Origin of the sequence: Streptomyces sp. NPDC050211 (assembly GCF_040656035.1) — a bacterium.
Classification (GTDB): Bacteria; Actinomycetota; Actinomycetes; order Streptomycetales; family Streptomycetaceae; genus Streptomyces.
In genome coordinates, this window is record NZ_JBFALC010000101.1 from 1 (window position 1) to 24,095 (window position 24,095).

27 protein-coding genes are annotated in these 24,095 nt (G+C 69.4%); 8 read left to right on the forward strand and 19 right to left on the reverse strand.

Features of this window, described 5'->3' with window-relative positions; all coding sequences use genetic code 11:
* Positions 1-304: 304 nt before the first annotated feature.
* Complete coding sequence (locus tag AB0I98_RS46350) at positions 305-1,648, forward strand: VanZ family protein (RefSeq protein WP_362952118.1); 1,344 nt, start codon at positions 305-307, stop codon at positions 1,646-1,648.
* 32 nt (positions 1,649-1,680) lie between these two features.
* On the opposite strand, the gene AB0I98_RS46355 is transcribed toward AB0I98_RS46350, so the two are convergent.
* Both AB0I98_RS46355 and AB0I98_RS46360 read right to left on the reverse strand, forming a co-directional pair.
* On the reverse strand, positions 1,681-2,217 hold the full coding sequence (locus tag AB0I98_RS46355) for a DUF2269 domain-containing protein (protein ID WP_362952119.1): 537 nt from the start codon (positions 2,215-2,217) through the stop codon (positions 1,681-1,683).
* 168 nt (positions 2,218-2,385) lie between these two features.
* Positions 2,386-2,724 (reverse strand): helix-turn-helix domain-containing protein, encoded by a 339-nt coding sequence (locus tag AB0I98_RS46360; RefSeq protein ID WP_362952120.1) that lies wholly within the window; start codon positions 2,722-2,724, stop codon positions 2,386-2,388.
* Positions 2,725-2,772: 48 nt separating this feature from the next.
* Here AB0I98_RS46360 and AB0I98_RS46365 point away from each other — a divergent pair, with 48 nt between their 5' ends.
* Positions 2,773-3,666 carry an NAD(P)-binding domain-containing protein gene (locus tag AB0I98_RS46365; protein ID WP_362952121.1) on the forward strand — a complete coding sequence of 298 codons (894 nt, stop codon included), beginning with the start codon at positions 2,773-2,775 and terminating at the stop codon, positions 3,664-3,666.
* On the opposite strand, the gene AB0I98_RS46370 is transcribed toward AB0I98_RS46365, so the two are convergent.
* A complete protein-coding gene (locus AB0I98_RS46370; RefSeq protein WP_362952122.1) occupies positions 3,635-4,135 on the reverse strand; it encodes an HAD domain-containing protein in 501 nt (166 codons plus the stop codon). The genes AB0I98_RS46365 and AB0I98_RS46370 overlap by 32 nt on opposite strands.
* Positions 4,136-4,363: 228 nt before the next feature.
* On the opposite strand from AB0I98_RS46370, the gene AB0I98_RS46375 reads away from it, so the two are divergent.
* Positions 4,364-5,197 (forward strand): nitroreductase/quinone reductase family protein, encoded by an 834-nt coding sequence (locus AB0I98_RS46375; protein WP_362952123.1) that lies wholly within the window; start codon positions 4,364-4,366, stop codon positions 5,195-5,197.
* 114 nt (positions 5,198-5,311) lie between these two features.
* Here the strand turns inward: AB0I98_RS46375 and AB0I98_RS46380 are convergent, their stop codons facing one another.
* From AB0I98_RS46380 to AB0I98_RS46400, 5 genes are all read right to left on the reverse strand, one after another.
* A complete protein-coding gene (locus tag AB0I98_RS46380; RefSeq protein ID WP_362952124.1) occupies positions 5,312-7,324 on the reverse strand; it encodes an AAA family ATPase in 2,013 nt (670 codons plus the stop codon).
* A gap of 57 nt (positions 7,325-7,381) precedes the next feature.
* Positions 7,382-7,990, reverse strand: coding sequence for a TetR family transcriptional regulator (locus AB0I98_RS46385; RefSeq protein WP_362952125.1), 609 nt, complete (start codon positions 7,988-7,990; stop codon positions 7,382-7,384).
* A gap of 33 nt (positions 7,991-8,023) precedes the next feature.
* Positions 8,024-8,824, reverse strand: a complete 801-nt coding sequence (locus AB0I98_RS46390) for a hypothetical protein (RefSeq protein WP_362952126.1) — start codon at positions 8,822-8,824, stop codon at positions 8,024-8,026.
* A 168-nt stretch (positions 8,825-8,992) separates the two neighbouring features.
* Positions 8,993-11,113, reverse strand: coding sequence for an aminoglycoside phosphotransferase family protein (locus AB0I98_RS46395; RefSeq protein ID WP_362952127.1), 2,121 nt, complete (start codon positions 11,111-11,113; stop codon positions 8,993-8,995).
* Positions 11,114-11,446: 333 nt separating this feature from the next.
* Entirely contained in the window at positions 11,447-12,319 is an 873-nt protein-coding gene (locus tag AB0I98_RS46400; protein WP_362952128.1) for a GntR family transcriptional regulator, read from the reverse strand.
* A gap of 172 nt (positions 12,320-12,491) precedes the next feature.
* On the opposite strand from AB0I98_RS46400, the gene AB0I98_RS46405 reads away from it, so the two are divergent.
* The gene (locus tag AB0I98_RS46405; protein ID WP_362952129.1) at positions 12,492-12,674 is read left to right on the forward strand and encodes a hypothetical protein; all 183 of its coding nucleotides are present in this window, start codon (positions 12,492-12,494) and stop codon (positions 12,672-12,674) included.
* Here the strand turns inward: AB0I98_RS46405 and AB0I98_RS46410 are convergent.
* The gene (locus AB0I98_RS46410) at positions 12,665-13,474 is read right to left on the reverse strand and encodes an HAD family hydrolase (RefSeq protein ID WP_362952130.1); all 810 of its coding nucleotides are present in this window, start codon (positions 13,472-13,474) and stop codon (positions 12,665-12,667) included. The genes AB0I98_RS46405 and AB0I98_RS46410 overlap by 10 nt on opposite strands.
* The gene (locus AB0I98_RS46415; RefSeq protein ID WP_362952131.1) at positions 13,423-14,298 is read right to left on the reverse strand and encodes a winged helix-turn-helix domain-containing protein; all 876 of its coding nucleotides are present in this window, start codon (positions 14,296-14,298) and stop codon (positions 13,423-13,425) included. Before AB0I98_RS46415 ends, AB0I98_RS46410 begins: the two co-directional genes overlap by 52 nt.
* Before the next feature lie 197 nt (positions 14,299-14,495).
* On the opposite strand from AB0I98_RS46415, the gene AB0I98_RS46420 reads away from it, so the two are divergent.
* Positions 14,496-14,684 (forward strand): hypothetical protein, encoded by a 189-nt coding sequence (locus AB0I98_RS46420; protein ID WP_301982077.1) that lies wholly within the window; start codon positions 14,496-14,498, stop codon positions 14,682-14,684.
* A 36-nt stretch (positions 14,685-14,720) separates the two neighbouring features.
* On the opposite strand, the gene AB0I98_RS46425 is transcribed toward AB0I98_RS46420, so the two are convergent.
* Positions 14,721-15,629: a GntR family transcriptional regulator gene (locus AB0I98_RS46425; RefSeq protein WP_362952132.1), complete on the reverse strand. Its 909-nt coding sequence runs from the start codon at positions 15,627-15,629 to the stop codon at positions 14,721-14,723.
* Between the two features lie 221 nt (positions 15,630-15,850).
* Here AB0I98_RS46425 and AB0I98_RS46430 point away from each other — a divergent pair, with 221 nt between their 5' ends.
* Positions 15,851-16,036: a hypothetical protein gene (locus AB0I98_RS46430; RefSeq protein WP_362952133.1), complete on the forward strand. Its 186-nt coding sequence runs from the start codon at positions 15,851-15,853 to the stop codon at positions 16,034-16,036.
* A gap of 239 nt (positions 16,037-16,275) precedes the next feature.
* Here AB0I98_RS46430 and AB0I98_RS46435 read toward each other — a convergent pair whose 3' ends face one another.
* Both AB0I98_RS46435 and AB0I98_RS46440 read right to left on the reverse strand, forming a co-directional pair.
* Positions 16,276-17,526 (reverse strand): GNAT family N-acetyltransferase, encoded by a 1,251-nt coding sequence (locus AB0I98_RS46435; RefSeq protein ID WP_362952134.1) that lies wholly within the window; start codon positions 17,524-17,526, stop codon positions 16,276-16,278.
* A 73-nt stretch (positions 17,527-17,599) separates the two neighbouring features.
* Positions 17,600-18,208 (reverse strand): aerial mycelium formation protein, encoded by a 609-nt coding sequence (locus AB0I98_RS46440; RefSeq protein WP_362952135.1) that lies wholly within the window; start codon positions 18,206-18,208, stop codon positions 17,600-17,602.
* A 167-nt stretch (positions 18,209-18,375) separates the two neighbouring features.
* Between AB0I98_RS46440 and dtd the strand changes: the two genes are divergently transcribed.
* Positions 18,376-18,801: a D-aminoacyl-tRNA deacylase gene (gene dtd, locus AB0I98_RS46445; RefSeq protein WP_362952136.1), complete on the forward strand. Its 426-nt coding sequence runs from the start codon at positions 18,376-18,378 to the stop codon at positions 18,799-18,801.
* Between the two features lie 3 nt (positions 18,802-18,804).
* Here the strand turns inward: dtd and AB0I98_RS46450 are convergent, their stop codons facing one another.
* The 6 genes from AB0I98_RS46450 to AB0I98_RS46475 form a co-directional block, all read right to left on the reverse strand.
* Positions 18,805-19,770, reverse strand: a complete 966-nt coding sequence (locus AB0I98_RS46450; RefSeq protein WP_362952137.1) for a folate-binding protein — start codon at positions 19,768-19,770, stop codon at positions 18,805-18,807.
* Positions 19,771-19,788: 18 nt separating this feature from the next.
* Positions 19,789-20,226 (reverse strand): transcriptional repressor, encoded by a 438-nt coding sequence (locus AB0I98_RS46455; protein ID WP_210577745.1) that lies wholly within the window; start codon positions 20,224-20,226, stop codon positions 19,789-19,791.
* 32 nt (positions 20,227-20,258) lie between these two features.
* Positions 20,259-20,834: an FABP family protein gene (locus AB0I98_RS46460; protein ID WP_210577744.1), complete on the reverse strand. Its 576-nt coding sequence runs from the start codon at positions 20,832-20,834 to the stop codon at positions 20,259-20,261.
* Positions 20,835-21,060: 226 nt separating this feature from the next.
* The gene (locus AB0I98_RS46465) at positions 21,061-21,948 is read right to left on the reverse strand and encodes a hypothetical protein (protein ID WP_362952138.1); all 888 of its coding nucleotides are present in this window, start codon (positions 21,946-21,948) and stop codon (positions 21,061-21,063) included.
* Positions 21,945-22,802: a hypothetical protein gene (locus AB0I98_RS46470; RefSeq protein WP_362952139.1), complete on the reverse strand. Its 858-nt coding sequence runs from the start codon at positions 22,800-22,802 to the stop codon at positions 21,945-21,947. The genes AB0I98_RS46465 and AB0I98_RS46470 overlap by 4 nt, the downstream gene beginning before the upstream one ends.
* Positions 22,799-23,527 carry a hypothetical protein gene (locus AB0I98_RS46475; protein WP_362952140.1) on the reverse strand — a complete coding sequence of 243 codons (729 nt, stop codon included), beginning with the start codon at positions 23,525-23,527 and terminating at the stop codon, positions 22,799-22,801. Before AB0I98_RS46475 ends, AB0I98_RS46470 begins: the two co-directional genes overlap by 4 nt.
* Positions 23,528-23,596: 69 nt before the next feature.
* Here AB0I98_RS46475 and AB0I98_RS46480 point away from each other — a divergent pair, with 69 nt between their 5' ends.
* Entirely contained in the window at positions 23,597-23,959 is a 363-nt protein-coding gene (locus AB0I98_RS46480) for a DsrE family protein (protein ID WP_362952141.1), read from the forward strand.
* The last annotated feature ends 136 nt before the right edge of the window (positions 23,960-24,095 follow it).

The window sequence follows — 24,095 nt, forward strand, 5'->3', positions numbered from 1 at the left end:
CACAGATCCGTGCACACAGTTGAGGCCAGAGCAGGACTCAGAAGCCATTCCCCACCCCACTAAAGCGGGGCGTCCCCTGGCTAGGTCCTGATGGAACTCTGTCGCTGAACCCGATTGCCTGAGACCAGAGGCGAATCGGACCAGATCACTTGAGACGCGGACCACATCGACGAAACCCGTCTCACTCAAGTCCGGGCACCGCAGGTCCATGCCGGGACTGCAGCCCATAGGCCGTATCGACCCCTGCGGCGGCCGGAAACCCTCTATACACTCAACGTATAATCGCTGTGTATAGTGGCGCGCCATGACGGAGACCTACCTGCTGCCGATCCGCACGGCAGCGCTGCTCTTCCCGGCGATCGCCTTACTGACGTTCGTGCCGACGGCGATCGTCCTCTACCGGCGGCATGGCGTCATGACCCGCTGGCGGGTGCTGTCGGTGTACGGCGGCGGGTACTACGCACTCTCCGCCTTCTGCATGACGGTCGTGCCGCTGCCATCGCCGTCGGTGGACGTCTGCGCGGCATACCCGTCCTTCCGCGAACCGCAGTTGACGCCGGGCACCGCCTTCGCCGACATCTGGAAGGAGGCACACCACCGCGTCACGCTCGACGCGCTCGTGCTGCACAACTCGGCCGTCTGGCAGACCGCGTTCAACCTGCTCCTGCTGCTGCCGCTCGGAGCGTTCGTACGGATCCACTTCCGGCGCGGGCTCACCGCGGCAACGATCGCCGGATTCGCGGGATCGCTGTGCCTCGAACTGACCCAGTACAGCGGGCTGTTGGGCCTCTACGCGTGCCCGTACCGCCTCTTCGCCGTCGACGATCTCATCGTCAACACGGCGGGCGCGGCCCTCGGCTGGGCGGCCGCCGGGCCTCTGGCCCGGGCCCTGCCCGACCTGGACAGCCTGGACGACCGCGCACTCGCCCCGCTCGCCGCCGGCAAGGTCCCCTTCGGCCGCCGCCTGCTCGCGCTGCTGCTGGACGTGACGGGCGTCGCCCTGCTCACCGGCGGCGTCGCGGGCGTCGCGTACGTCGTGCTCGGTGCGGAGAGCGTGCTGTGGGTGCCACCGGTCGTCCTCGGACTGTGGTTCGTCGTCGTCCCGTGGCGGACGGGCGCGACGCCGGGCAAGCACGTATCGCTGCTGCAGCTGGTCACCGCTGACGGCGGACGGCCGGGGCCCGCCCGGCTCGTCCTGCGCGCCGCGCTGCTGGGTCCGCCGCTGGCGGTCGTATGGCTCGCCGCCGGGGCGATCCTTCCCGACTACCCGGCCTCCCCTGCCGACGCCTCCGCGCTCATCGAGATCGCGGGCCAGGTCGGCTACCGGGACGTGGCTTACAGCCTGGCCGCGGATCCGGTCACCGGGCTCGTCCTGCTGCTGTCCCTGGCCGCCTGCCTGGCCGTGATCGGCGCCTATGCGAGGGCGGTTCGCCGCCACCCCGAGGGCCTCGGCCTGCACGAGCTCCTCTCCGGCGTCCGCAACCGCGCGCTCCCGCACACGCGGGCGCGGGAGCGCGCGGGGACGAGGACGCGGGGCCGACTGGACGTGTCGGGTCCGGCGAGCCCTCGCGCCCCGCTCGCTTCCGGCACGACTACCCGAGCGAGCCAGGCACAGGAAGTCGGGTGCGGCAGGGTGGGTCCTCCCTAGTGCTGGAATCCTCTTTCCCTGGGTGTAAGTCGCTAGGCAACCTGGCGAGCCCGCTCGGTGCTCACCGGACGGCGGACGGCTGTGCGCGCATTCCGGCCCCGCCGGGTCAACCCCCATGGCTTGAGGATCGAGATCACGGTCATGAAGACGTAGGCGGACAGGGAGACGATCGGTCCCATCACGAGGTCGGTGGGGTCGGGCACGGAGCCGGTCTCGGTAACGGCGGTGACCGTGGCGCCCAGGCCGGGGCGGAGGGCGAAGGCGGTGGCGGTGATCGTGGCCAGGGTGAGCCAGAACTTGACGTAGACCCAGCGGTGCCGTGCGAGCCCCCATGGGGTGCCCAGGGACAGCAGCAGGCCGGTGAGGAGCGTGAGGAACGCGGCCGGAAGCAGCAGCCAGTCGGCGAACAGCTTCATGGCCCGGACGGATGCCTCGGCGGTCACCGCGGACCCGGTGGTGATCGCGGTGACCGCCAGCGCGAGCAGCCCGAGCGTGAGCCCGAGCCAGCTCGCCGAGGCGACGACATGGACGACAACGGAAGCCCGGCGTGCGGGACGGCTCAGTTTCATGGGACTTACGGTGCCGGGCGGGGACGGCGAGGTCGTCTGACAGCGGGAGTAACCCCGCGTACTAGCGTCGGCGTACCGGAGAGGTCCCTCCCGCCCTGTCCCGGAGTACCCACAAAAAAGTGGGTACTTGGCAGCGCGCGGCCCTCGGGCGAGGCTGAAGTCGCGAGGTCAGGAGGCGCGGAGCCGGTCCAGGCGGCGGTGGCCCCAGTCGGAGAGGGGAGCGAGGAGTTCGGAGAGTTCACGGCCGAAGCCGGTCAGGGAGTAGACCGTCTTCAGCGGGAGTACGTCGTGCACCTCCCGGTGCACCAGACCGTCCGCCTCCATCTCGCGCAGCGCCTGGGTCAGCACCTTCTCGGTGAGCCCGGGCAGCCGGCGCCGCAGTTCGCCGGGCCGCTGCGGGCCTGATTCCAGCAGCCACAGCAGGCTCGGCTTCCACTTGCCGTCGATCACCGCGATCGCGGCGGTCACTCCGCACACGTTCGTGTCCTGAGCACGGCTGCGCGTCATCCTCGCCCCTTTGTCATCAATTACCGCACATTTTACGGGAGTTGAAGCATGTCTACGTACGACGACCAGTCCGCCGTCACCGTCCTCGGCCTGGGTCCGATGGGCCGGGCCCTGGCCGGTGCCTTCGTCGACGCCGGTCTGCGGACCACCGTATGGAATCGCACCCCGGGCAGGGAACGGGAGCTGGTCGAGCGCGGGGCGTCGGCGGCCGGGTCGGCCGAGGAGGCGGTGGCCGCGAGCCCGCTCACCGTGGTCTGCGTGGTGAACTACGACGCCTCCGACGCGATCCTCCGCGAGGACGCCGTCACGGCCGCTCTCAAGGGCCGTACGGTCGTCAATCTCAGCGCCGACACCCCGGACCGCGCGCGGGACACGGCCGACTGGGCCGCCGCGCACGGCATCCGCTACCTGGACGGCGCGATCATGACCGCCACGCCGGACATCGGAACGCCCGAGGGCGTCTTCATCCTCAGCGGCCCGAAGGAGCTCTACGACCGGCACCAGCCCACCCTGTCCGCCCTGGGCGGCACCCACACCCACCTCGGCGAGGACATCGGCCGGGCCGCCGCCTACGACATCGCCCTGCTCGACATCTTCTGGACGGCCATGGCGGGCTATGCCCACGCCCTCGCGGTGGCCCGCGCCGAGGGGATCACCGCCCGTGAGCTGGCGCCCTTCGCGCAGGGCATCGGCGCGATCCAGGGGCCTCTGTTCGCCGAGTTCGCCGCCGACGTCGACAACGGCACCTACTCCGGCGAGATCAACCCCATCACCTCCGCCGCCTCCACCATGGCGCACATCGTCCACACCGCCGAGTCCCACGGCATCGACACGAGCCTGATGCGCGTCACCGAGGGCCTGGCCCGCCGGGTCATCGCCGAGGGCCACGGCACGGACAGCTTCATGCGGGTCACCGAGCTTCTGGGCCGCACCGCCCACTGACCCACCGCCGCAGCACCAGGAAGTCCGCGTCGGTCAGCCCGTACCGGTGATCCACGCGATGCAGCAGGGCCCGTACGGGGTGATGGGCGGCCACCCACTCCCGGTCCACGTCGGTGATCTCGTCGTCGACCCAGACGAAGGGCCGACCGTCCGCCCAGGCGACCAGCGGCCGGGTCTTCCAGTGCAGGCCGCGTGGCTTGCCCTCGCCGCCGCCCGGCCAGTCGACCAGTGGCAGCGGGGGCAGGCCGAGCCAGGGCGCCAGGCACTCGTTGGCGTCGTCCATCCAGGTCGTGGCCCACACCAACTCGCAGTCCAGCGCGGTGAGCCGGGCCCCGAGCCCGGGATCGACGCGGGGCAGCAGCGGATGGCCGGCGCCCTCCGGCAGCGCGAAGCGAGCCTCGTACTCCGGGTAGGGCCAGGTCGCCCCGAACGGGATCAGCGTCCCGTCCACATCGAGAAAAAGGAGCATCGTTCAACAGGATCGGACAAACTCGCTTGCCGCGCATCCTCTCCCCCGGTTAACGTCCCGTCCATGACTGCCGGGTCGGCCTTGTGCCGTGAGCGAGTTGGGTGCCCGGCCTCTGAGTGAGGCCGGCGCGGGCGAGAGGCCCGCCGCTTCTTTATTTTCGCCGTAGCTCCCGCCCATGCGATCCGCATGGGACATCAGCGATCGAGAAAGAAGCGAGAACACCGACGCATGCCCAACGACTTCAACCAACAGATCATCGACGAGTTCCGCGCCAACCACGGCGCGGTCGGCGGCTACTTCGAAGGCGCCCGGCTCCTGCTGCTGACCACCACCGGAGCCCGCACCGGCACCCCGCACACCACCCCCCTCGGCTTCCTCCCCGACGGCGCCGAACGCGTCCTGGTCATCGCCTCGGCCGGCGGCTCCCCCCGGCACCCCGCCTGGTACCACAACCTCCGCGCCAACCCCCAAGTCACCGTCGAGAGCGGCGCGTTCACGTATCCCGCGCGGGCCGTCGTCCTGGAGGGCGAGGAACGCGACCAGGCCTTCGCACGGGCCGTCGAGGCGGAGCCGGGCTGGGCGGCGTACCAGGAGAAGGCGGGCCGCGTGATACCCGTGGTCGCGCTGTACGAGATCGAGCAGGACGGCCCGCCGAACATCAGGGCCGGCTCCCTCGGCGAGGCGATCAAGGTCATCCACGACGGCTTCCGGCGTGAACTCGCGCTGATCCGCAAGGAGATGGCCGACGGCACCGCCCTCGGCGCCCAGCTCCGCGTCAACTGCCTCACCTTCTGCCACGGCCTGCACTACCACCACACCGCCGAGGACATGGGCATGTTCCCGGTCCTCGCCGACCGGCACCCCGAGGCCGCCCCCGTCCTGGCCCGGCTGGGCGAGGAGCACGAGCGGATCGCCGAGCTGGTGGAGAAACTGCGCGCCGCCGTGTCCCCCGAGTCGGACGCGGCGTCCGCCCACGCCGAGATCGAACGCCTGGCGACCGAGCTGGAGGAGCATCTGACGTACGAGGAAGAGCAGTTGATTCCGCTGCTGGAAAGCGTCTGAACCCGACGGGCGGCCGTCGCTCGTCTGCGGGCCCGTCGTGGCTGGTCGCGCCCACGCGGCGGAGCCGCATATGTCACAGCCCCGCGCCCCTATCGGGGCGCACTGCCGAACCGCCTAGAACGGCAACGGCCGCCCGTGCACCACCTCCAGCCTCGACACCGCCCTGGTCAGGACGACGTACAGCCGGTGCAGGCCCCGCTCCTCCGCCTCCGCGATCGTCGCGGGCTCGACGGCGACGACGTGGTCGTACTCCAGGCCCTTGACGAGGCTCGCGGGTACGACGGACACCCGGGCATCCTCGATCCCGGCCGCTCCGAGCGCCGACCGCAGCCGGTCCACGTCCGCGTCGGCGGCGACGACTCCGATGGACCCTTCGCGGTCGAGCGCGGCGCGCACGGCCTCGACGACTGCCCCCGGCAGATCGCCGGATACCGCCTCCCGGAAGCTCAACTCCCCGTCGCCACGCAAGGACCGGGCGGCCGGCACGTCCACATCCAGCCGTGCCAGCAGCCGGTTGGCCAGGCCTACGACGGCCTGCGGCATCCGGAACCCGGTGGTGAGCGGAACCACGGTGGCGTCCGGTTTCCCGAGGTGGGCGAGGAGCGCGGGCCAGGACCGCGCGGCCCACGGCGTGGTCCCCTGCGCCAGATCCCCGAGCACGGTCAGCGACCCGAAGGACGCCCGGCGGGCGATGGCCCGGCACTCCATCGGGGAGAGGTCCTGGGCCTCGTCGACGACGAGATGGCCGTACCCCTGGGGATGCTCGATGAGCCCGGCGACCTCGTCGAGCAGGACGAGATCGGCGGCCGACCAGCGTGCGCTCTTCCACGAACGCGGCGGTCGCGCCCACAGCAGCGCCTTCTGCTCGTCGGCGTCGAACACCCCGTCGGCGGCCCCGGCCAACGCATCGGCATCGGTGAGGAGTTCGGCGACGACCTCCTCGGGCCGCACCCGCGGCCATACGGCGTCCAGGTGCTCGCCGATCGCCCGCGCCCGCTCGATCTTCCGCACCCAGGCACCCGGCACCGCCCCCGCACGCCGCTCCGCCTGCGCCCGAATACGCTCCACGATCCGCGTCCGTACCCGGTCCCGCCCGATGGCGTACGGCGGCTGCTCGGCCCGCACGCCCGCGACGATCCGCTCGAGCTCATCACCGGACACCCGCCACCGGTACGAACCGTCCGGAACGGCAAGGGAGTCGGCGCTCTCGATCGACACACGCGCGTACAGCGCCCGCCGCAGGACGTCGGCCATCCGGGCGTCGTGCTTGAGGAGGGCGGCGGCCGGCTCGTCCCTGCCGCTCACCGGATGCCGGGCGATCTCCTCGATGAGCGTGGACTGCCGTACGCCGGTCTCGCCGAGGGCCGGCAGCACCTCGGAGATGTAGGAGAGGAAAGTGCGGTTGGGCCCGAGGATGAGGAGTCCACCGCGCCGGATGCGCTGCGGGTGGGTGTAGAGGAGATAGGCGGCGCGATGGAGACCGACGGCGGTCTTTCCCGTCCCCGGAGCGCCCTGCGCGCACACCGACTGGGCGAGATCACCTCGTACGAGATCGTCCTGCTCGGGCTGGATGGTCGCCGCGATGTCCCGCATGGGCCCGACGCGGGGCCGCTCTATCTCGCGGGTGACGATGCCGCTGACGCGCTCCTCGCCGCGCCCGAGGTGCTCGTCCTCCAGCCCGGTCAGGTCGGCGGAGTCACCGCGGCTGCCGGGCGCCCATCCGAACCGCCGCCGTACCACCACGTCCTGTGGATCACGGGCACTGGCCTGGTAGAAGGCCCGGGATACGGGCGCGCGCCAGTCGACGACGAGGGGCGGGACGGCGGGGTGCTCAGTGATCCGCAACCGCCCGATGTGATAGTGCTGCCCGCCGTGCTCACTGTCGGTCCGGAAATCCAACCGGCCGAAGAACAGGGGCCCTTCAGGCAGTTCCCGCATCTCCTTGGCCCGGCTGCGCAGCCGGTATCCGAGCACTTCGGCGTCGGCACCGGAGGCGGAGACGTCCTCGCCGGTGACGACATGTTCCTGGGCGCCGTCGACCATGGCGGCGAGGGCGGTGCGGCAGCGGTCATGGTGGGCGCGTTCGCGGTGGAGGGAGTCCCGGAGGGCGGGGTCGGGTGACGTCATTCCAGGAAGCGTACCGGAATAACGCAACCGAGTAACATTTCTTACTAGGTATCAACGTCAAGCAAGATACGGAAACGCGCCCTCCAACTGGCCAAACGCCCGCTCGGCCGCCGAGACGGCATCCCGCCGCACCTCCCCCACCGACTCCCCTCCCCTGATCCGCCGCCAGTTCTCCTGCGCGAGGATCCGCCGCACGGCCACGATCTGCCCCGCGGCCAGCCGAGCGTCCAGATCCCCACCGAGCGCCTCGGCCAGCGCGGCCTCCGACCGCTCCAGATGGCCGTACATCCCCGCGACCAGGGCCGGAGTCCCGTACAGCAGCGCATGAAACGCCACCACCTGGGGATGGTCATTCATCCCAGTGATGGGATCACCCCGCTCCAGCCCCTCCAGAAAGTGCCGCCGCAACGCGACAAGGGGCGCCTGATCGCCCTGACCGACAACCCGCGCGGCCTCGTCCTCGTGATCGGCGATCCGGTACAGGACAAGGTCCTCCTTCGCCGGGAAGTACCGGAACAGCGTCGGCTTGGAGATCTCGGCCGCGGCGGCGATCTCCGCCACGGACACGGCATCGAAGCCCTTCTCCAGAAACAGCCGGATGGCGATGTCCGACACGGACTGATACATCCGCCGCTTCTTGCGCTCACGCAGGCCGATCTCGCTCATGGGGTGAGCCTACGCATCGCGGCGGCGGTGGCCTCAGGGCGCGACGCCCTGCCGCCAGGCCGGAACCGTGGCGAGGCCCCAGAGGTCGTCGAAGTGCTTGATCCAGGTGGTGACGGCTTCCTCCGCGGCTGCCGTGCCCTGCCGCGACCAGACGTTGAGGTCGGTTCTGTATCCCTTCGGGTCGAAGTAGTCCTCGCCCCGGTGGTGCATCCGCACGGAGAGGTCGTACAGACCGTGCAGCACCTGTACGCGGTTGAAGATGCAGATCTTGTCGCGCGGGATGCCCGGATAGCAGCGGTACTCACACTCGACGACCAGCCTGCCGGTGGCGGTGAGCCGCTCGGCGATGTCCGACAGCTTCTCCTCGTACTCCTGGCACCGCTCGGACATGCGGTCACGGAACGCCACGTCGTCGACCGGCCGTCCGTCACCGCCCACCTTCGCGGGGACGGTCATCTTCTGCCCGAAGTCCGGGACGAGCATCCGCACCGAGACCCTCCGGGTGGGGCCGGGGTTGTCGGACAGGTCCTCCAGACGGTGGTACAGCTCGTTGTAGAGGGTCTCGCCGGTATAGCCGAGGAAACTTATCTCCACTTTCCTGGTCTGGAAGGCCTCGCTGACGAAACTGCCGAGCTGACTGGAGTTCACCAGCGGCCGCGTCGGCACCCGCACCGAGGAGGAGAGATCCTTCACCGCGTCGTACAGCACATAGCCGACCAGGCTGAGCAGGGCGCCACCGAGATACGCCTTGCCCTCCAGGGCGTCGCCGACCGGCTTCACGAACTGGGCGAGCAGTCCGGTGACGAAGACCGCGGCCAGCAGGACACGGGTCACCGCGGGTTCATAGCGTTCCTGAACGCGCCTCAGCCGCCTGCCCACACCGTCGTCGGCCGATCGGCTCCCCCGCTGAAGCATGCCCCCGCCCCCTCCCCACGCCGCCCGCACCCGACGCAACGTCATATGCCCGCGGGCAACCCGCCTTTGGGTGGAGTCATGGTCTCCCTAGACCAGAGCGCGGGCAAGATAGGGGTTCGCCGTCCGGCGGTCGGGCAGACCCAGCAACCCCTTGGCGGCAGCCAGTGTCATGGCGTAGGAATCCACGGCACGGCGTACGTTGGGAGCATCCAGGCTCGCTCCGGTGACCAGCCGGTCGAGGTCGATGTACGCGGACCGCACGATCTCGATCCACCGGTACACACGCCAGTCCCTGCGCCAGTCACACGTGTATTCCGGGGGCAGCAGACGCTCCCACAGCCGGAACATCCGGTCGCGGATCTCCGGCCGGGTCGGGGTGAGGTGCATGTGCCGGACGAGGTCGTAGAGCGGGTCTCCGACCACCGCCATCTCCCAGTCGATGATGGTCAGCGCCAGGCGGTCGTCGCGACGGACCAGGTTCCAGGGGTTGAGATCACCGTGCAGCAGCGCCGGCTTCCGGTCGGCCACCTCGTGGCGGGACAGGAGCTGCCTCAGACCGTCTGCGTCGGGCAGCCCCAGCTGCCGCGCCAGTTGCTGAGATTCCTTCGGCAACTCCCTGACGAGAACCAGGAGTTGTTCGGTCAGCCAGCGATGGAACCCGCCTTCGCCGGCAAGGGGGTCGACCCGCTTGTAGTCGACCTCCGTCAGCGCGGCGAGCTGGCGGACGAGCCCGTCAGCCTCATGGGGCAGCAGGCCGTGGACGGGATGGCTGGGGGGCCGCCCGATGTCATGGGGTCCGACGTACGTGTGAATGGTGAAAGGGTCACCGGGATACCCCCGACCGAGCGCGAGCGCCCTCGGCGCCGCCACCCGCGCGGGCGATTCCTCGATGGCCCGCAGCACCGCGTGCTCACTGAGAAAGCTGCGTTCCCGGCGGCAGACGCCCAGCAGCCTGCGCCTTACGACGACGGGAAATTCGATGTCCGGCACCCGGACCACCGTGTTCAGATGCGCGGTCCCCTTGAACACCTGGCCCGCCGGAGCGGCCCCTTCCGCCATCAGGGCATCCGTCACGGCGGAGTCCGGGAATTCGGGGTGCTCGGGAAGGCGTCTGTCCGGCTCCCAGGTGAAGGCCTGGGCGATCAGGTCACCACCGACGCGCTGGTTCCGCGACGCCAGCCACCGGAAAAGGGCGCCTTCGATCTCCTCCTTGCTCGGCACCTTGCCGAGCCGGAGCGGTTCGGCCGCCGCCTCGAGGGCCCGGTGCACCTCCAGCGTCGCCTCGTCCAGGCTGTTCTGAGTGAAGGATTCCTCCAGCGACCGCGCGGCGCGCATCACATCCGGGTAGACCGACTGGGCCAACTCGAAGGCGAGGTAGTTGCGCAGGTCCCGGCCCAGGCCGTTGACCGCGGCGGGGCGGGTCTCCTGCATCGCCTCCGCCCAAGCGTCGACCACCTCGGTCCGCTGATGGGACGGGTACCGCATGCGCACGAGATGTGTCGCGAGGTCGTGCAGCGGATCGCCGTAGGTCGCCAGCTCCCAGTCGACGCAGATGAGGGGCGGTTTTTCGGCGGCGGAGGCATACGGCAGGATCAGGTTGTCCCGGTGGAGGTCCGCGTGGAGCAGGCTGTACGGTCGCCGCGCCATCACGGGGACCCGCTCGGCCAGGCGGACCATAGCGTCCTCCGGGACGCCGAGCGCCGCGAACAGCCCTCCGAACTCAGCCCAGTTGGGCCGTCTGATCTGCTGGTCCGCAAGATGCGCCAGGGTCTGCAGAAAGCCCTGGCTGTCCAGATGGTTGCTGGGCCAGGCCTTCGGCAGCGGCGGCAGCTCAATGCGCCGCACCCGGGTCATCTGGGCGAGGAGGCCGGCCAGTGCCTTGATGAGTAGTGTGTCGACGGGCTTGCCGTTGTCACACACGCTGGAGAGCGGAACGCCTTCCACATAGCTGTGGATTGCGAAGCCGTCCTGGTTGACGAGGCACTCCGGAACGTGCGGCAGGACCCCCTTGATGGCGTCGAGGACCGCTGCCTCGTTCTCCCAGGTCCTGATCACCACGGGCAGCGCCTCGGCACGCCGGATCCGCACGGTCACGGACGTGCCGGGGTCACGGCGGAGCAGCCGCGCGTCAGTCTCCGTGAGCGGAAGTACGTAGTTCTGATTGTGGTGCCCGCTGGTTGCCTGACCCGACTGGACGGCGTGCTTCATGAACGCCCACGCAGCGGCGGCCCTGGCACGCTCCCCGGGAGACGGACGGGGATAGGGAGGTGCGCCCACGGGCTGCTCCGGGTACGAGACGGAATGTATGGCAAACGGTAAGCACGGTGGTGGCATCGCGCACCACAGAATGGCCTCTGTACGGCCATGACGGGCGCATTCCACCCATCTGCATGAGACCTGCCCGAGCCCGTTCGGGGCTGGCTGGTTCTGCCTCTTGATACGTAAGAAGGCGAGCGTTTGCTCAGTCGGTGCGGGCATGCTAACAGCCCTCGACTGGACCCGATCTCGCGCCCCTCTCGAGCGTGCTTCGAGAGCTGACGGTCACTCGGACAGCAACGTCCAGACCGACTCGAACCAGGACTCCATGCTTTCCACGAACACGGATCCGGGCGAGTTCTGGTCCATATCCTTCACATGGTGGGTCAGCGTGGCTCCGAGACCCAGGACATCGAGGGCGTCGATTTCTTCGTCGCCGATCACCACCGGACGCCGGGTGATCCCGTACAGGCCGTGCAGCGCCTCTACCCCATTGAGCAGATAGAGCTTGAACGTCGGTGTCAGCGGCGCATGCCGTATCTGCACATCGACGGACGGCACCAGCTTCTCGGCGTGCAGTTCCCTCAGGACGTTGCGCAGCGAGTCCGTGTGCCGCTCCGTGATGGCGCGCAGGCGGGCCTGCAGCCGCGGCGTGTCCCTGTCGATCTTCAAGGCCTTCGGATAGGGCAGTTGCAGGGCCGTGGACGGCAGAAGCATGCGCAGGGCGATGTGTTCCGGACGGATGAAACCGGCCCGGATGCGCTCGGCCTGAAGGCGAATATGCGCGTCCAGGGATTCGGACGTCAACGTGTAGACGTCCAGGGTGACTTCGGGCCGTTCGAACGCCTCGCTGATGAAGGGGCCCAGTGTCGCGCCGTGCCGTGATCGGGTCGCCTTGGGATCCGACGACTGGATGCGCTGAATGTTGATCACGCGCGTGCCGCTGCCCTGCCGCGGGTCGATCCACCGTTCGCCCGCGAGTTCACGCAGCGCCCGCTGCACGGTGTCCCGGGAGACGCCGAATTCCTCGGCGAGGTCGCGCTGTGACGGCAGGAAGGACCCCAGAGGGTAGGTGCCGTCGGTTATCCGGCTGCGGAGCTCGTCGGAGACCTTCTGGAACTCCTTGCCGCCACCCTCACCGGTCTGCTGTGCGTCCACACCTGGACCGTACCGCTCCCAGTCCGCCGGCAAACCATGGTCCGGTCAACTTGGCAGGCATATTGGCCCGTTGGTTAAGGGATCAATCGGACCGGGCAGACCACCTTCAATCAACCAGTCCAATTGGACGGCTGGTTGAGGTCATCCTGGAAGTGGAGGGGAGGTGGTGGGCATGCTGTCGTTCCACATGGTCATGGAGCTCTTCGAGATCTACCTCGGGCAGCGGGCACAGGCGCAGCTCGGCGTCGTCGGCGTGCTGCTCCTGTTCCTGGTCGGCGTGGGGATCCGGGCGCGACGGTCCGGACTGGCCGTCGGGGCCGCGGTCGTGTTCGTGGTGCTGATGACTCAGGCCTGATCCCGCACCGCATCCAGGACCGGAGACAGCGACTGCACGATCGACGTGGCTCCGGCCTCCCGTAGCAGCTTCGCCTTGCGGCTGTTACGCGCGTAGCCGAGGAACGGAACGCCGGCGCTGCGAGCGGCGAGGTAGTCCGAGGGGGTGTCGCCGATCATCAGGGCGGCGGACGGGGCCGCGCCCATCACCGTGAGGGCGCGGTTGAGGCAGTCCGGGTCCGGCTTGAGGCGGTGGAGGTCCTGGGTGCGGCCGTAGATGTGGGGGGCGAAACAGGAGGCCAGGTCCCGACCGAGAAGGTAAGCGCTGACCACGCGCGGGGAGTTGTTCGTGGCGATGGCCAGGCGGGCGCCGGTCGCCGTCCAGGTGCGTATCAGCGGGTCGGCGTACGCGGTGGGCATCGCCGAGGGCACTGCTCGCAGCTCCTCCTGGGTGAGACGTTCCTCCAACTCCGCGACCAGGTCGCTGCCCGGGTGCCGCGCGTCCACGGCGCGCAGGACGACATGCGGGTCCAGCGACTGGCGCTCGGCCTCCGTGACCAGGCCGTGCAGGCCCTGGCCCTCCAGCCAGTCCACCAGTTCCACCGCCACGCGTTCCGCCGAGTGCCCGGCGAACAGGCGGCAGACGGGGCCGTCGAAGTCCCAGAGCACGACCCGGGCAGGTTTGGTCAGCTCCCGGAGCTTCTCCAACTGCTCCGTGTCGTTCTCGTTCTCTGCTGCCACCGGATCAGTCTGCGTCGTATCAGAAGTCACTAGGGAAGTGTCAGGTCCGTGGTGATGGTTTCCCAGAGGGCGTCGAACCACTTCTGGGATTCCTCCACGAATGCGGCGTCGCGCTGGCCGGCCCGCTGGACGAAGGAGAAGAGGAGGGATTCGGTGCCCAGGGTGTCGTACATGTCGAGGGTGCCGGTGTCCGTGGGCTCCTCGCGGCGCGTGATCATGTAGTACGCGATCAGCGCCTCGGCCCCATTGAGCAGGTACAGCTTCACCGGCGGGGTGAAGGGCAGGGCGCGGAAGGTGACGTGTACGTCGATGCCGTGCGAGGAGCGCAGGGCCAGCAGGTTGTGCCGCAGGACGTGGCCTTGGGCGTTGCGCATGGACAGCCAGCGGTCGTGCACCGACTCGTCGTCGCCGTCGACCGGCGCCGGGAACGCGAGCGTGATGTCCCGGGAGGGCAGCAGGATGCGCACGTCGATCGACTCGGGGCGCACCTTGCCCTCATGGATCCGGCGCAGTGGCGAGCTCAGGGCCAGCATCAAGGTCTCGGCGGTCAGGCAGGCCGCGTCGATGCGCACGTGCGGCTGCGAGAACGCGTCCGCCAGACGCGGCGCCAACCCGACCATCGTCGGCTGGGGCTCGCCCAGCACCGGTGCCGGCTCGGCGACACGGGGCGGGCTGCCCTTGCTGACGTTGCTCAGAAGACCGTCGTCCTGGAGCGCCCGGAGGGCCTGGCGCACGGTGCCGCGCTCCACGCCGAACTCCTCGGCGAGGTCGGCCTGAGTGGGCAGGCGGTCCCCCGCCTTGAGTTCTCCGGCGCGGATCCGCTCCCGCAGGGCGTCGGCGATCTCCTGGGGCGACATTCTGTTGCCGTTCACGTTCACTGCCACGTTCTCCTGGGTCACGACCAAACGCTACAACTGCGATCCATCTAGGGGGAGTTGTCTGCGAGTTGTTTATGAGTAGGTACCAACTGGGGACAACCTAGTCAGAGATGGTCGCCAACTTAACCAAGTTGGCGGAAGTTTTGCCTCCCCATCCGGAGACGTCACACACGCACCCCCCACCGCTCGTCCCGCCGCCCAGGAAGCCCGAAGGGGGAAACACCGTGCCTGCCCTCGCCCTCATCTCCGCAGTGTTCGTCGTCGGCTTCGAACAGATGGTCCAGTGGAAGTACGGCGCCACCGGCATCCTCGGACTGCTGCTGCTCACCATCGGTATCAAGGCCAAGAGCCCGGCGCTCAGCTCCATCGGCGCCGTCATGCTCGCCGTGCTGGTCGCGGGGCCCGCTCTATGAGGTCGGATCACACCGCGGACCACCCCGTGGGAGACGTCAGCTCGTGAGCACCAGCTCCGAACTGATCGTCTCCCACAGTGCGTTGAACCACAGCTGGGACTGCTCCACGAACGTGGTGTCGCGTAAGCCGCCGCCCTGCTCGAAGGCGAACAGCATGGACTGGGAGCCCTCGGCGTCGTACATCTCCAGAAATTCGTGCTCGATCTCCTGCTCGCGTCGCGTGAGCGTGTAGTACGCGAAGAGCGCCTCCGTGCTGTTGAGCAGGTACAGCTTCACGGGCGGGGTGAAGGGCAGGGCGCGGAACGAGACGTCGACGTCGATGCCGTGCGAGGAGCGCAGGGCCAGCAGGTTGTGCTGGAGGACCTGGCCCTGGGCGTTGCGCTGGGAGAGCCAGCGGCGGTGCACGGAGTCGTCGTCGGTGGGGTCCACGGGCGCCGGGAAGGCGAGTTCGATGTCGCGGCTGGGCAGCAGGACACGGACGTCGACCTTGGCCGGTTTCAGCTGCCCGGCGTGGATCTGGCGCAGTGGCTCGCCGATGGCGAGGGTGAGGTTGATCGAGGTGAGGCACAGCGCGTCGATCTCGACATGCGTGCCGGCGAACGCGTCCGCGATGCGGGGGGCCAGCGCCACCATCGTGGGCAGGGGCGGGGCTCCCGGGCCGATCAGCGCCCTGCTCAGGTCGGGTGCGACGGTGGCCGGGCTGCCCTTGGAGACGTTGGTGAGCAGGTGCTCCGACTGCAGGATGCGCAGCGCCTGCCGTACGGCCCCCCGCTCGACGCCGAACTCGTCGGCCAACTTGGCCTGGGTCGGCATGCGTTGGCCCGGCTGCAGCTCACCCGACCTGATGCGGGCGCGCAGCTCGTCGGCCACCTCTTGATGTGACTTGGGTGGCGCCTGTGACCTCGCCCGTCCATTGACGGCGGCGTGTTTCGGGTCCACGACCAAACAGTACAACTTCTCGCCATCTTACGTCAGTTCAAAGAAAGGTGGTTATGAGACGCTTCCAAGCGGAGATAAGTACAGTGGAGTTGGTTACCAACTTGAGCAACATGGTCAAGACTTCAAGGGGTTGGCCACCAGCGTCGGATCCTTCGACCAGGTGGACGGTCCTCAGCAGGGTTCCGCCTCACCGTCCCAGGGCGACCCGTCCCGAAGGAGGGACCGACATGCCGCTCGCCGCCATCGTCCTTGCCGCTCTCGCCGTCGCATTCGAGCAGCTCATCGAGTGGAAGTACGGCCCGATGGGAATCATCGGCTTCATCGCACTGGCCGTAGGAATCAAGGCCAGGAACACCGTCTTCGGCGGTATCGGCGCGGTCATCCTCGTGATGCTGCTCGCCCAGTCCGGCTGAGCACCACACCGGCCGCCCCGCCCAGGATCGGCTGACCGGGCTCCCTTCCGGAGGGGAGCCGGGAGCCCGGCCAGTCTGCACCAAATGCACAGCCACAACTGAACACCGACAACCGAACAGCAGCGTCAGCTGCACACAGGCACAGCCACAACTGAAGAGCACGACAACTGAAGATCACCCAACAACTGAAGAGCACAGCTACGGATGAACGGTCAGTCGTCGTCGGCAGAGAGGAGACCTCAGAACATGTCCGGGCACCAAGGCCGCCTGGACGTACGCAGCAGGGCGTCGGCCATCTTGGCGGCGCCCGCTCGTTCTTCCTGGACCCGCCCCAGCGCGGCAAGCCGTACGGCGGACTCGTCACCCAGCCACAGGGCCGCCAACTCACCGACATCGAGCGTGAGTTCGGCGGAGGCGGTGGTGGGCGCGCAGTCGGCCCCCTCCGGCGAGGCATCGAGACGGTACCGCCCGCCGCTGAACCCGCCCGCGTCCCGTACGTCGACGACGAGCGACCCCTCCCCCTCGTACGTCCGTGCCTCCAGGGCCCGTACGACATCGAGGATCCGCACCCACAGCCAGTCCGCCTGCCCGGCGATCCGGGCGGCCCGTGGATCGGGAAGCAGGAACGGCAGCAGATCGTCCGGCGCCCGCCACCCGCTCTTCACCGTCGTGATCCAGTCGATGGAGCAGAGGTAGCGCCACAGCGCCCGTTCGGCCCCCGGAGTGGTGGTGATCAGCCAGTCCACCTGGGCGGTGTTGTGCGGCTGCTTGTCGTGCCAGTTGTCGTCCGACCGGTACGACACAAGCCCCTCGACCTCGCCGGCCGCCGACCGGTACACGGCGAAGTGGGGCTCGGTCCACGACTCGTCGAAGCGTACGGCGCCGGTGTTGAGCTGCCACCACAGGTCCTCGCGGCTGACGGCGCCGGGCTGGCTCCGCCGCAGCCGCTCATGCAGCTCGGGGCCCAGCTTGCGCACGTCGTCGCCGTCGACGAGGTCGATACGTCCGCCGTCATCCGGCCCCGCCCACCGCGGGTCGAGACCGGCCCGCGGCACATCGACCGTCCATTCACTCATCCAGGTGGCGGGCCCGAAGCCGTACCGCCCGTAGATCGGATACTCGGCGGCGATCAGCGTCGCCACCACATCGCCCCGCTCCTTCGCCGCGGCGAGATCCCGGTCCATCATCCGGGTCAGCAGACCCCGGCGCCGGTGAGTGGCGGTGACGGTGACGGCCGAGATGGCATCGGCCGGGACCGACGCACCACCGACAGCCGTCAGCTCCTGCGCGAACGACCGGAACGTGGCGACACACCGACCCCCGTCGAAGCCCCCGAGAAAACGCCCCGCATCGAACCGCCGACGACGGACCTCCAACTCCTCCTCCGGCGGCGTCGGCCGCCGCAGGAACCCGGTGTTCACCGCGCGCAGCCACTCCGGGAACTCGGCTTCGGTGATCGGACGGACGTCGATGTCGGCGCGGCGGCTCATGGGATCACGGTAGGCATACGACGGTGAGGGTGTCGCGTGGTTTTGCCCGCACCCTTTTGCCCGCACCCCCGCGTCACGTCAGCAGGTCGTCCACCTGTGCCTCGCCCTCCCGGTACCGGCGGGCGATCTCGCCGCTGCAGTCGTCGGCGGTGCGTTGGAGGCGCTGGCGGCGGTGGGAGACCTGTTGCTCGTAGCGGACGAGGCGGCCCATGGCGGTGTTGAGTTCAAGGTCGGTGCGGGCGCCGAGGTCGGAGAGTTCGACCTCGGCGAGCATCTCGGCGGCCAGCTGCCGGTACTCCTCGCTGTACGGCGTCCCCAGCGTCACATGGCGGGCGGAGGAACGGTGGCGGGCCGGGGCGTCGGTGAGGATCTCCGGGAGGCGGTCGACGACGGACGCCTGCCCCGCGGGGCCGCGCCGTGCCAGTTCCGCCCGCAGGATGTCGATGCGGCCCTGCAGCAGCCGCCGTACATAGCTCAGGTCCGCCTCGTCCCGCTGTGCGTCCCGGCGCAATGTGCGCAGCTCCGGCAGGCTCAGCGCGGCCAGGTCGGGCTCGGCCGGCTCGGCGGCCAGCTGCGGCCACAGGCTTGGGCTCGGACTGTCGGTGCGCTGCGTGGGCGGCCGCAGACGCGCGACGTCCGCCGCGCTGACCGTCGGCGGCTGCCCGGTACTCGGTGTGCTCATCTGCCTCAACCGTCCCCTCGACCGGCGTGTGGAAGCATCGTGCCACCCCAAGTGGCCAGTATGTGAATGAGTGCCCCCGATCGGCCCCAGATGGGGGGTTAAGGAGCGATACGCAGTAGCATGCAGCCGCTCGCGGGCCGCTCCCGGCCGCAGGGCATCATGGGTGCATGCGTGCAGTGGTGCAGAGGGTCGACGGCGCGAGCGTCGTGGTCGACGGTGAGACGGTCGGGGAGATCATCGGCGAAGGGCTGTGCGTCCTGGTCGGCGTCACCCACGAGGACACCAAGGAGAAGGCCGCCCAACTCGCCCGCAAGCTCTGGTCGATCCGCATGCTGCAGGACGAGAAGTCGTGCAGCGACATCGACGCCCCGCTCCTCGTCATCAGCCAGTTCACGCTGTACGGCGACGCCCGCAAGGGCCGCCGCCCCACCTGGAACGCCGCCGCCCCCGGCGACATCGCCGAGCCCCTCGTCGACGAGGTCGTCGCCCAGCTGCGCGCCCTGGGCGCGACGGTGGAGACGGGCCGTTTCGGTGCGCGGATGCGGGTGAGTCTGACGAACGACGGCCCGTTCACCGTGCTCCTGGAGATCTAGGCCTCAGGGCTCTACGACCGCTTCCTGCGCCGCGGCCGTCGCATCCGCCATCAGCCGCGCATCCACCGGCACGTTCCGCTTCACCAGCGCCAGCGCGACCGGTCCCAGCTCGTGATGGCGCACGGACGTCGTCACGAAACCGATCTTGCGCCCGTCGGGCCCGTCGTCCGCGAGCCGGATCTCCGTGCCGGCGGGCGGCAGGTGCACCTCGCTGCCGTCCAGGTGGAGGAAGACCAGGCGGCGCGGGGGCTTGCCCAGGTTCTGCACGCGGGCGACCGTCTCCTGGCCGCGGTAGCAGCCCTTCTGGAGGTGGACGGCCGTGCCGATCCAGCCCAGCTCGTGCGGGATGGTGCGGTGGTCGGTCTCGAAGCCGAGGCGGGGGCGGTGGTGCTCGACGCGGAGGGCCTCGTACGCCAGGATCCCGGCCGCTGGGCCGGCCTTCTCGGCGTACGACTCCAGGTCCGCGCGGGGGAGGAAGAGATCACGGCCGTACGCCGTCTCGCGTACGACGACGCCGTCCGGCACTTCGGCGATCGAACCGGCGGGCAGATGGACGACCGCGAACTCGCCCGTCCGGTCGGCGACTTCGACCCGGTTGAAGAACTTCATCGACTCCAGGTACGCGATCAGCGCGTCCTGGGTGCCGGGCTCGACGTGGGCCCAGGTCGTCGATCCGTCGTCGACCAGGTAAAGCGCGTGCTCGATATGGCCGTGCGCCGACAGGATCAGCGCTTCGGTGGCCTCGCCCGCGGGCAGGTCGGTGACGTGCTGGGTGAGCAGGAGGTGCAGCCAGCTCAGCCGGTCCTCGCCGGTGACGGTCACGACACCGCGGTGCGAGAGGTCGACGAAGCCGGTGCCGTCGGCGAGGGCGCGCTGCTCGCGGAACAGATCGCCGTAGTGGGCGGCGACGCCTTCGTCCACGCCCTCGGCGGGGACGGCGCCGGGCAGAGTCAGCAGAGGGCTCTTCATGGGACCAAGCCTACGACCCTACGAATTGGTAGTTGAATTCTTGAGCGTGCAGTCGCGGCACCGGCCGAAGATCGCGAAGTGCTTCATGTCCGTGTCGAAGCCGAACGTCTCGCGCAGCTTGGCGGTGAACTCGGCGGCCACGGAGACATCGGCCTCGATGACGTTCGTGCAGTCGCGGCAGACGAGGTGGATGTGGTGGTGCCGGTCGGCGAGGTGGTACGTGGGCGCCCCGTGCCCCAGATGGGCGTGGCTGACCAGCCCGAGCTCCTCGAGCAGCTCCAAGGTCCGGTACACCGTCGAAATATTGACCCCCGACGCCGTCTTCCTCACTTCCACGAGGATGTCGTCAGGGGTCGCGTGCTCAAGGGTGTCCACGGCTTCGAGCACGAGTTGCCGCTGCGGGGTCAGCCGGTAGCCGCGCTGCCTCAGATCGCTCTTCCAGTCGGTGCTCACCACACCGTCGAGTCTAGAGCTACTTCAGGAAAGGCCTACTTGAAGAAGGCGATCCCGTCGTCAGGCATGTCGTCCGGGAGGGCCTTGGCCCAGCGCTCGACGTCCTCGGGGGTGACGACCTTCTTCAGATGCGCCGACATGTAGGGGCGCAGCTCGACCTCGGGGGTCTGCTTTTCGCCGACCCACATCAGGTCGCTCTTCACATAGCCGTAGAGGCGCTTGCCACCGGTGTACGGGCGGGAGGCGCCGGTCCGTGCCACCGCGTCCGTCACGAGGTCGATCTGGGGCTTCTTCTCGGCCAGGTCGCCGTACCAGATCTCGACGACGCCGTCGTCGCGGACCATCGTGACCTCGACCTTGCGGTCGGCGTCGATGCGCCAGTAGCCGGTCTCGGACTCCAGCGGACGGACCTTGTTCCCGTCGTTGTCCAGCACCCAGGTGTGGGACCGGTACTCCAGGAAGTCCCGGCCGTCATGGCTGAAGGAGACCTCCTGGCCGAAGTTGCACTTCTCGGCGCCCGGGAAGTCGTGCACGCCTGCGCCGGCCCAGTCGCCGAGCAGGAAGGCAAGGGGGACCAGGTCCTTGTGGAGGTCGGACGGGATCTCGATCATGAGCGGGGCAATTCCTCGGTGGGGGTCAGCGCTGGCCCTGGTACAGCTTCTTCACGGTCAGCCCGGCGAAGGCGAGGACGCCGACGCAGACAAGGGCCAGCAGGACTTCGAAGAAGATCTCCACGGAATGCTCCTTGGTGAGCGAGAGTACGCGTTGCACAAGACCGGGCCCCAGCTTACGCGGCCGGGGCCCGGCTCTCTCCGTGAGGTACGCCCCTCGCGGGGGTCAGCCGAGCAGCTGGCTCTGCAGGATCACCGTCTGCTGGAACGGAATCGCCTCGGCCGTGCCCTTGCGGGACTGGACGATCACGGCGAGGACGTCACCGGCGGCCAGGTACGCATGCCGGACGTGCTCGGCGCCGTACGGCTTCGTCTCCGTGTACACCGAGCGCTGGATCTGGTCGACCGGCGCCGCCTGCGGGAAGTCCTCGTCGACGACCGACGTCCCGGCGCCGCGCAACAGACGGTCGGGGCCGCTGGTCGCGAACAGCACGTCCGCCACGGCCGCGGTGTCGAAGTGGAGGAGGTAGATCCGCGTGTGTGTGCCGTCGCCGGTGGTCCAGCCGCGGGCCGCGATGTGCCGGAGGCCGTTGTCGGTCAGCTCCTGCGCGAACTCCTCGCGCTCCACCTTCTCGTACGCCGCCAGGAAGTCCTTCGTCGCCAGCCAGCCGTCCTCGCCGCGCAGAGCCTTGTCCTCCTCGGCGCCCCTGGGGGCGGGCAGCGCGAGGGTCCGCAGATCGGCGTGGTGCGCGCCGGCCTTGTTGGCATAGGCGAAGGGCTCGGGGCTGCCGGAGGGCAGCGGCGGTCTCTCCAGCTGCGGGTAGTCCCACCGGCCGTCCGACTCCGTCGCCAGTCCCGGTACGTCCGTCCGCTCCATCCGCGTGATCCCGTACGCCGCCGATGCCCCGACCGCCGCGAAGACCACCACGGCGGCGGTCCAGCGCAGTACGGCACGCAGGACCCGGCGGTCCTTGGGAGCGGGGGGTACCGGGGGCGGGCCGTAGGGCTGGAGCGGGACGAGGGGCGGGGCCGCGGGGGGCGGCGGGGGCAGGAGGGGCTGCGGCTTCGCCACGACGGACTCCGTCGGTTCCGTGGTCCTGGGCTGCTCGGTCATACCGCCTCCCCCGGTTCGGCGATGCGGTCGAGCTGCTCGGCGAGAAGCATCGCGACTCCCTTGGTGTCGAGTGGCTTGACGCCGTCGGCGGTGGCGGTGACCAGGACGTCGCCCTGGTAGGCGGAGCAGTACATGGTGTCGAGGTCCGTGTCGTCGTCCTCGGGCGGCAGGAAGCAGTGGGCGTTCTTGTGGCCCTTGACCTCGGGCCCCTTGCGGAAGATGTCCAGGGCGTCGAGGAACTCGTTCTGGTACGTGGCCAGGTCCCGCACGGCCGCCCGGCTCTCCATCTGCGCCAGCACGATGCTCACCGCGTAGACGTTGAGGTTCTCGCTGTGGGTGTAGGGCTCCTGGTTGAGGTAGCTGCGCATCGCCATGCCCTTGACGCGCTGCCGGTCGATCTCCTTCTCCAGCTGCCTGCGCTGGGTGCGGGGCAGGTCGGCGAGCGCCTCCTTGCGCAGGGCGGTCGCCTGGGCGCCGCCGAGCTCGGCGTCGGAACCGAACTCGCCGAGGTCGGGACCGCGGGTCCAGCTGCCGGTGGTGCCGTACGGCACGAGCAGACCGGCGAGCCCCTTGGCGGTGGCCGCCTTCTCGTCCCCGGCCGTGGTCTTCGGGAACGTCCAGACGGGGGCGCCGGCGGCACGGTCGGCGTCTTTCACGGTCACCGCGGTGTAGCCGACGCCGGTGACGAGGGCACCGGCCACGACGAGGGAGCCGGTCACCGCGGCGATACGGCCGCGGAGGAAGGGCTTCTTGGCGGGCGGCGGTGCGGAGACCTCGCCGGGCGGGCCGGACTCGACGGCCGGCGCGCTCTGAACCGGCTCGTTCTGAACCGGCTCGCTCTGGTGCTCGGTCACAGCCGCTCCATCTGCCGCTTTGCGAGGTCCATGATCTTCTTCTTGCTGATCGGCTCGGCGCCGTAGACCCAGATCTCCATGGCGATGTCGCCGCGCCAGGCGTGGGCCTCCGCGCTGTACACCGGCAGGTAACCGGCCTCGCGCTCGGGCTCGGTATGGACGTACGCCATGCCGTTCCCGGTGCCGGGGAGGGTCCAGCTCTCGGTGGCGCCCTCGGCGTCCGCCCAGTGCCGGTTGTTGTCCACCGAGGCGGCGGCCGCGAGGGCCTCCTCCTGGCGGAACTGGACCAGCCGGATCTCCAGAGTGGTCGTACCGGACTCCCAGCCGGTGACGGCCGCCCGGCGGAACTCGTTGCCGATGAGGTCGCCGAACATCTGGTCCGGCTTCTCGTAGGTGTCGGCGTAGGCGGCCAGGTCCAGCCAGCCGTCGCCGGGCAGCCAGTCGGCGTCCTGCGCGCCGGCCGGCTTCTTCAGCAGCAGCTTGCGCAGGTCGCCGTCGGTCTTCACCCGGCGGTCCTGGGCGGCGGACAGCGGCTCGGGTTCCTCGCCCCTCGCCTGCGGCAGCGTCGGCTGGGAGAGCGAGGGCAGTTTCGTCGGCTCGCGGTCCGCCTGCACGAGGTAGCCGGTGCAGGTACCGGCGACCAGGCCGAGGGTGGCGGCGCCTGCGATCAGCAGGGCCGTACGGCGTACTTCCAAGACGTCCCCCCACAGAACGTAAGTGCGCATTCCTTATGCGCGCTCACAGGGACTCTTGGTCAGCCGCCGAGTTGTAAGGGAGTTGATTACGATTCGGCCATGGCGAAGAAGCTCGTGATCAAGGTGACGGCCGGGGCGGATTCCCCCGAGCGGTGCTCGCAGGCGTTCACGGTGGCGGCGGTGGCCGTCGCCAGCGGTGTCGATGTCTCCCTCTGGCTGACCGGGGAGTCCGCGTGGTTCGCCCTCCCCGGCCGCGCCGCCGACTTCGAACTCCCCCACGCCGCCCCACTCCCCGACCTCCTCGACTCCCTCCTCGTGGGCGGCCGCGTCACCCTGTGCACGCAGTGCGCGGCCCGCCGGGACATCACGGAGAAGGACGTCATCGAGGGCGTACGGATCGCGGGGGCGCAGGTGTTCGTACAGGAGGCGCTGGGGGAGGAGACACAGGCGCTGGTGTACTGACCCGCATTGACTTCGCCCCCGCCGCCCCTACCCGTCCCATCCTGAAGGGGCTCCGCCCCTTCGACCCCGCCAGGGGGCTCTGCCCCCTGGACCCCCGCTCCTCAAACGCCGGAGGGGCTATTCATAGCCCGTCCGG

What these genes read in the sequence shown, in the direction of transcription:
- AB0I98_RS46450 (WP_362952137.1), bottom strand. Translation starts at nt 19,770, where the DNA reads ATGAAGAGCCCTCTGCTGACTCTGCCCGGCGCCGTCCCCGCCGAGGGC.
- AB0I98_RS46440 (WP_362952135.1), bottom strand. Translation starts at nt 18,208, where the DNA reads ATGAGCACACCGAGTACCGGGCAGCCGCCGACGGTCAGCGCGGCGGAC.
- AB0I98_RS46465 (WP_362952138.1), bottom strand. Translation starts at nt 21,948, where the DNA reads ATGACCGAGCAGCCCAGGACCACGGAACCGACGGAGTCCGTCGTGGCG.
- dtd (WP_362952136.1), top strand. Translation starts at nt 18,376, where the DNA reads ATGCGTGCAGTGGTGCAGAGGGTCGACGGCGCGAGCGTCGTGGTCGAC.
- AB0I98_RS46435 (WP_362952134.1), bottom strand. Translation starts at nt 17,526, where the DNA reads ATGAGCCGCCGCGCCGACATCGACGTCCGTCCGATCACCGAAGCCGAG.
- AB0I98_RS46475 (WP_362952140.1), bottom strand. Translation starts at nt 23,527, where the DNA reads ATGCGCACTTACGTTCTGTGGGGGGACGTCTTGGAAGTACGCCGTACG.
- AB0I98_RS46405 (WP_362952129.1), top strand. Translation starts at nt 12,492, where the DNA reads ATGCTGTCGTTCCACATGGTCATGGAGCTCTTCGAGATCTACCTCGGG.
- AB0I98_RS46395 (WP_362952127.1), bottom strand. Translation starts at nt 11,113, where the DNA reads ATGAAGCACGCCGTCCAGTCGGGTCAGGCAACCAGCGGGCACCACAAT.
- AB0I98_RS46385 (WP_362952125.1), bottom strand. Translation starts at nt 7,990, where the DNA reads ATGAGCGAGATCGGCCTGCGTGAGCGCAAGAAGCGGCGGATGTATCAG.
- AB0I98_RS46430 (WP_362952133.1), top strand. Translation starts at nt 15,851, where the DNA reads ATGCCGCTCGCCGCCATCGTCCTTGCCGCTCTCGCCGTCGCATTCGAG.
- AB0I98_RS46360 (WP_362952120.1), bottom strand. Translation starts at nt 2,724, where the DNA reads ATGACGCGCAGCCGTGCTCAGGACACGAACGTGTGCGGAGTGACCGCC.
- AB0I98_RS46375 (WP_362952123.1), top strand. Translation starts at nt 4,364, where the DNA reads ATGCCCAACGACTTCAACCAACAGATCATCGACGAGTTCCGCGCCAAC.
- AB0I98_RS46350 (WP_362952118.1), top strand. Translation starts at nt 305, where the DNA reads ATGACGGAGACCTACCTGCTGCCGATCCGCACGGCAGCGCTGCTCTTC.
- AB0I98_RS46480 (WP_362952141.1), top strand. Translation starts at nt 23,597, where the DNA reads ATGGCGAAGAAGCTCGTGATCAAGGTGACGGCCGGGGCGGATTCCCCC.
- AB0I98_RS46370 (WP_362952122.1), bottom strand. Translation starts at nt 4,135, where the DNA reads ATGCTCCTTTTTCTCGATGTGGACGGGACGCTGATCCCGTTCGGGGCG.
- AB0I98_RS46460 (WP_210577744.1), bottom strand. Translation starts at nt 20,834, where the DNA reads ATGATCGAGATCCCGTCCGACCTCCACAAGGACCTGGTCCCCCTTGCC.
- AB0I98_RS46380 (WP_362952124.1), bottom strand. Translation starts at nt 7,324, where the DNA reads ATGACGTCACCCGACCCCGCCCTCCGGGACTCCCTCCACCGCGAACGC.
- AB0I98_RS46365 (WP_362952121.1), top strand. Translation starts at nt 2,773, where the DNA reads ATGTCTACGTACGACGACCAGTCCGCCGTCACCGTCCTCGGCCTGGGT.
- AB0I98_RS46355 (WP_362952119.1), bottom strand. Translation starts at nt 2,217, where the DNA reads ATGAAACTGAGCCGTCCCGCACGCCGGGCTTCCGTTGTCGTCCATGTC.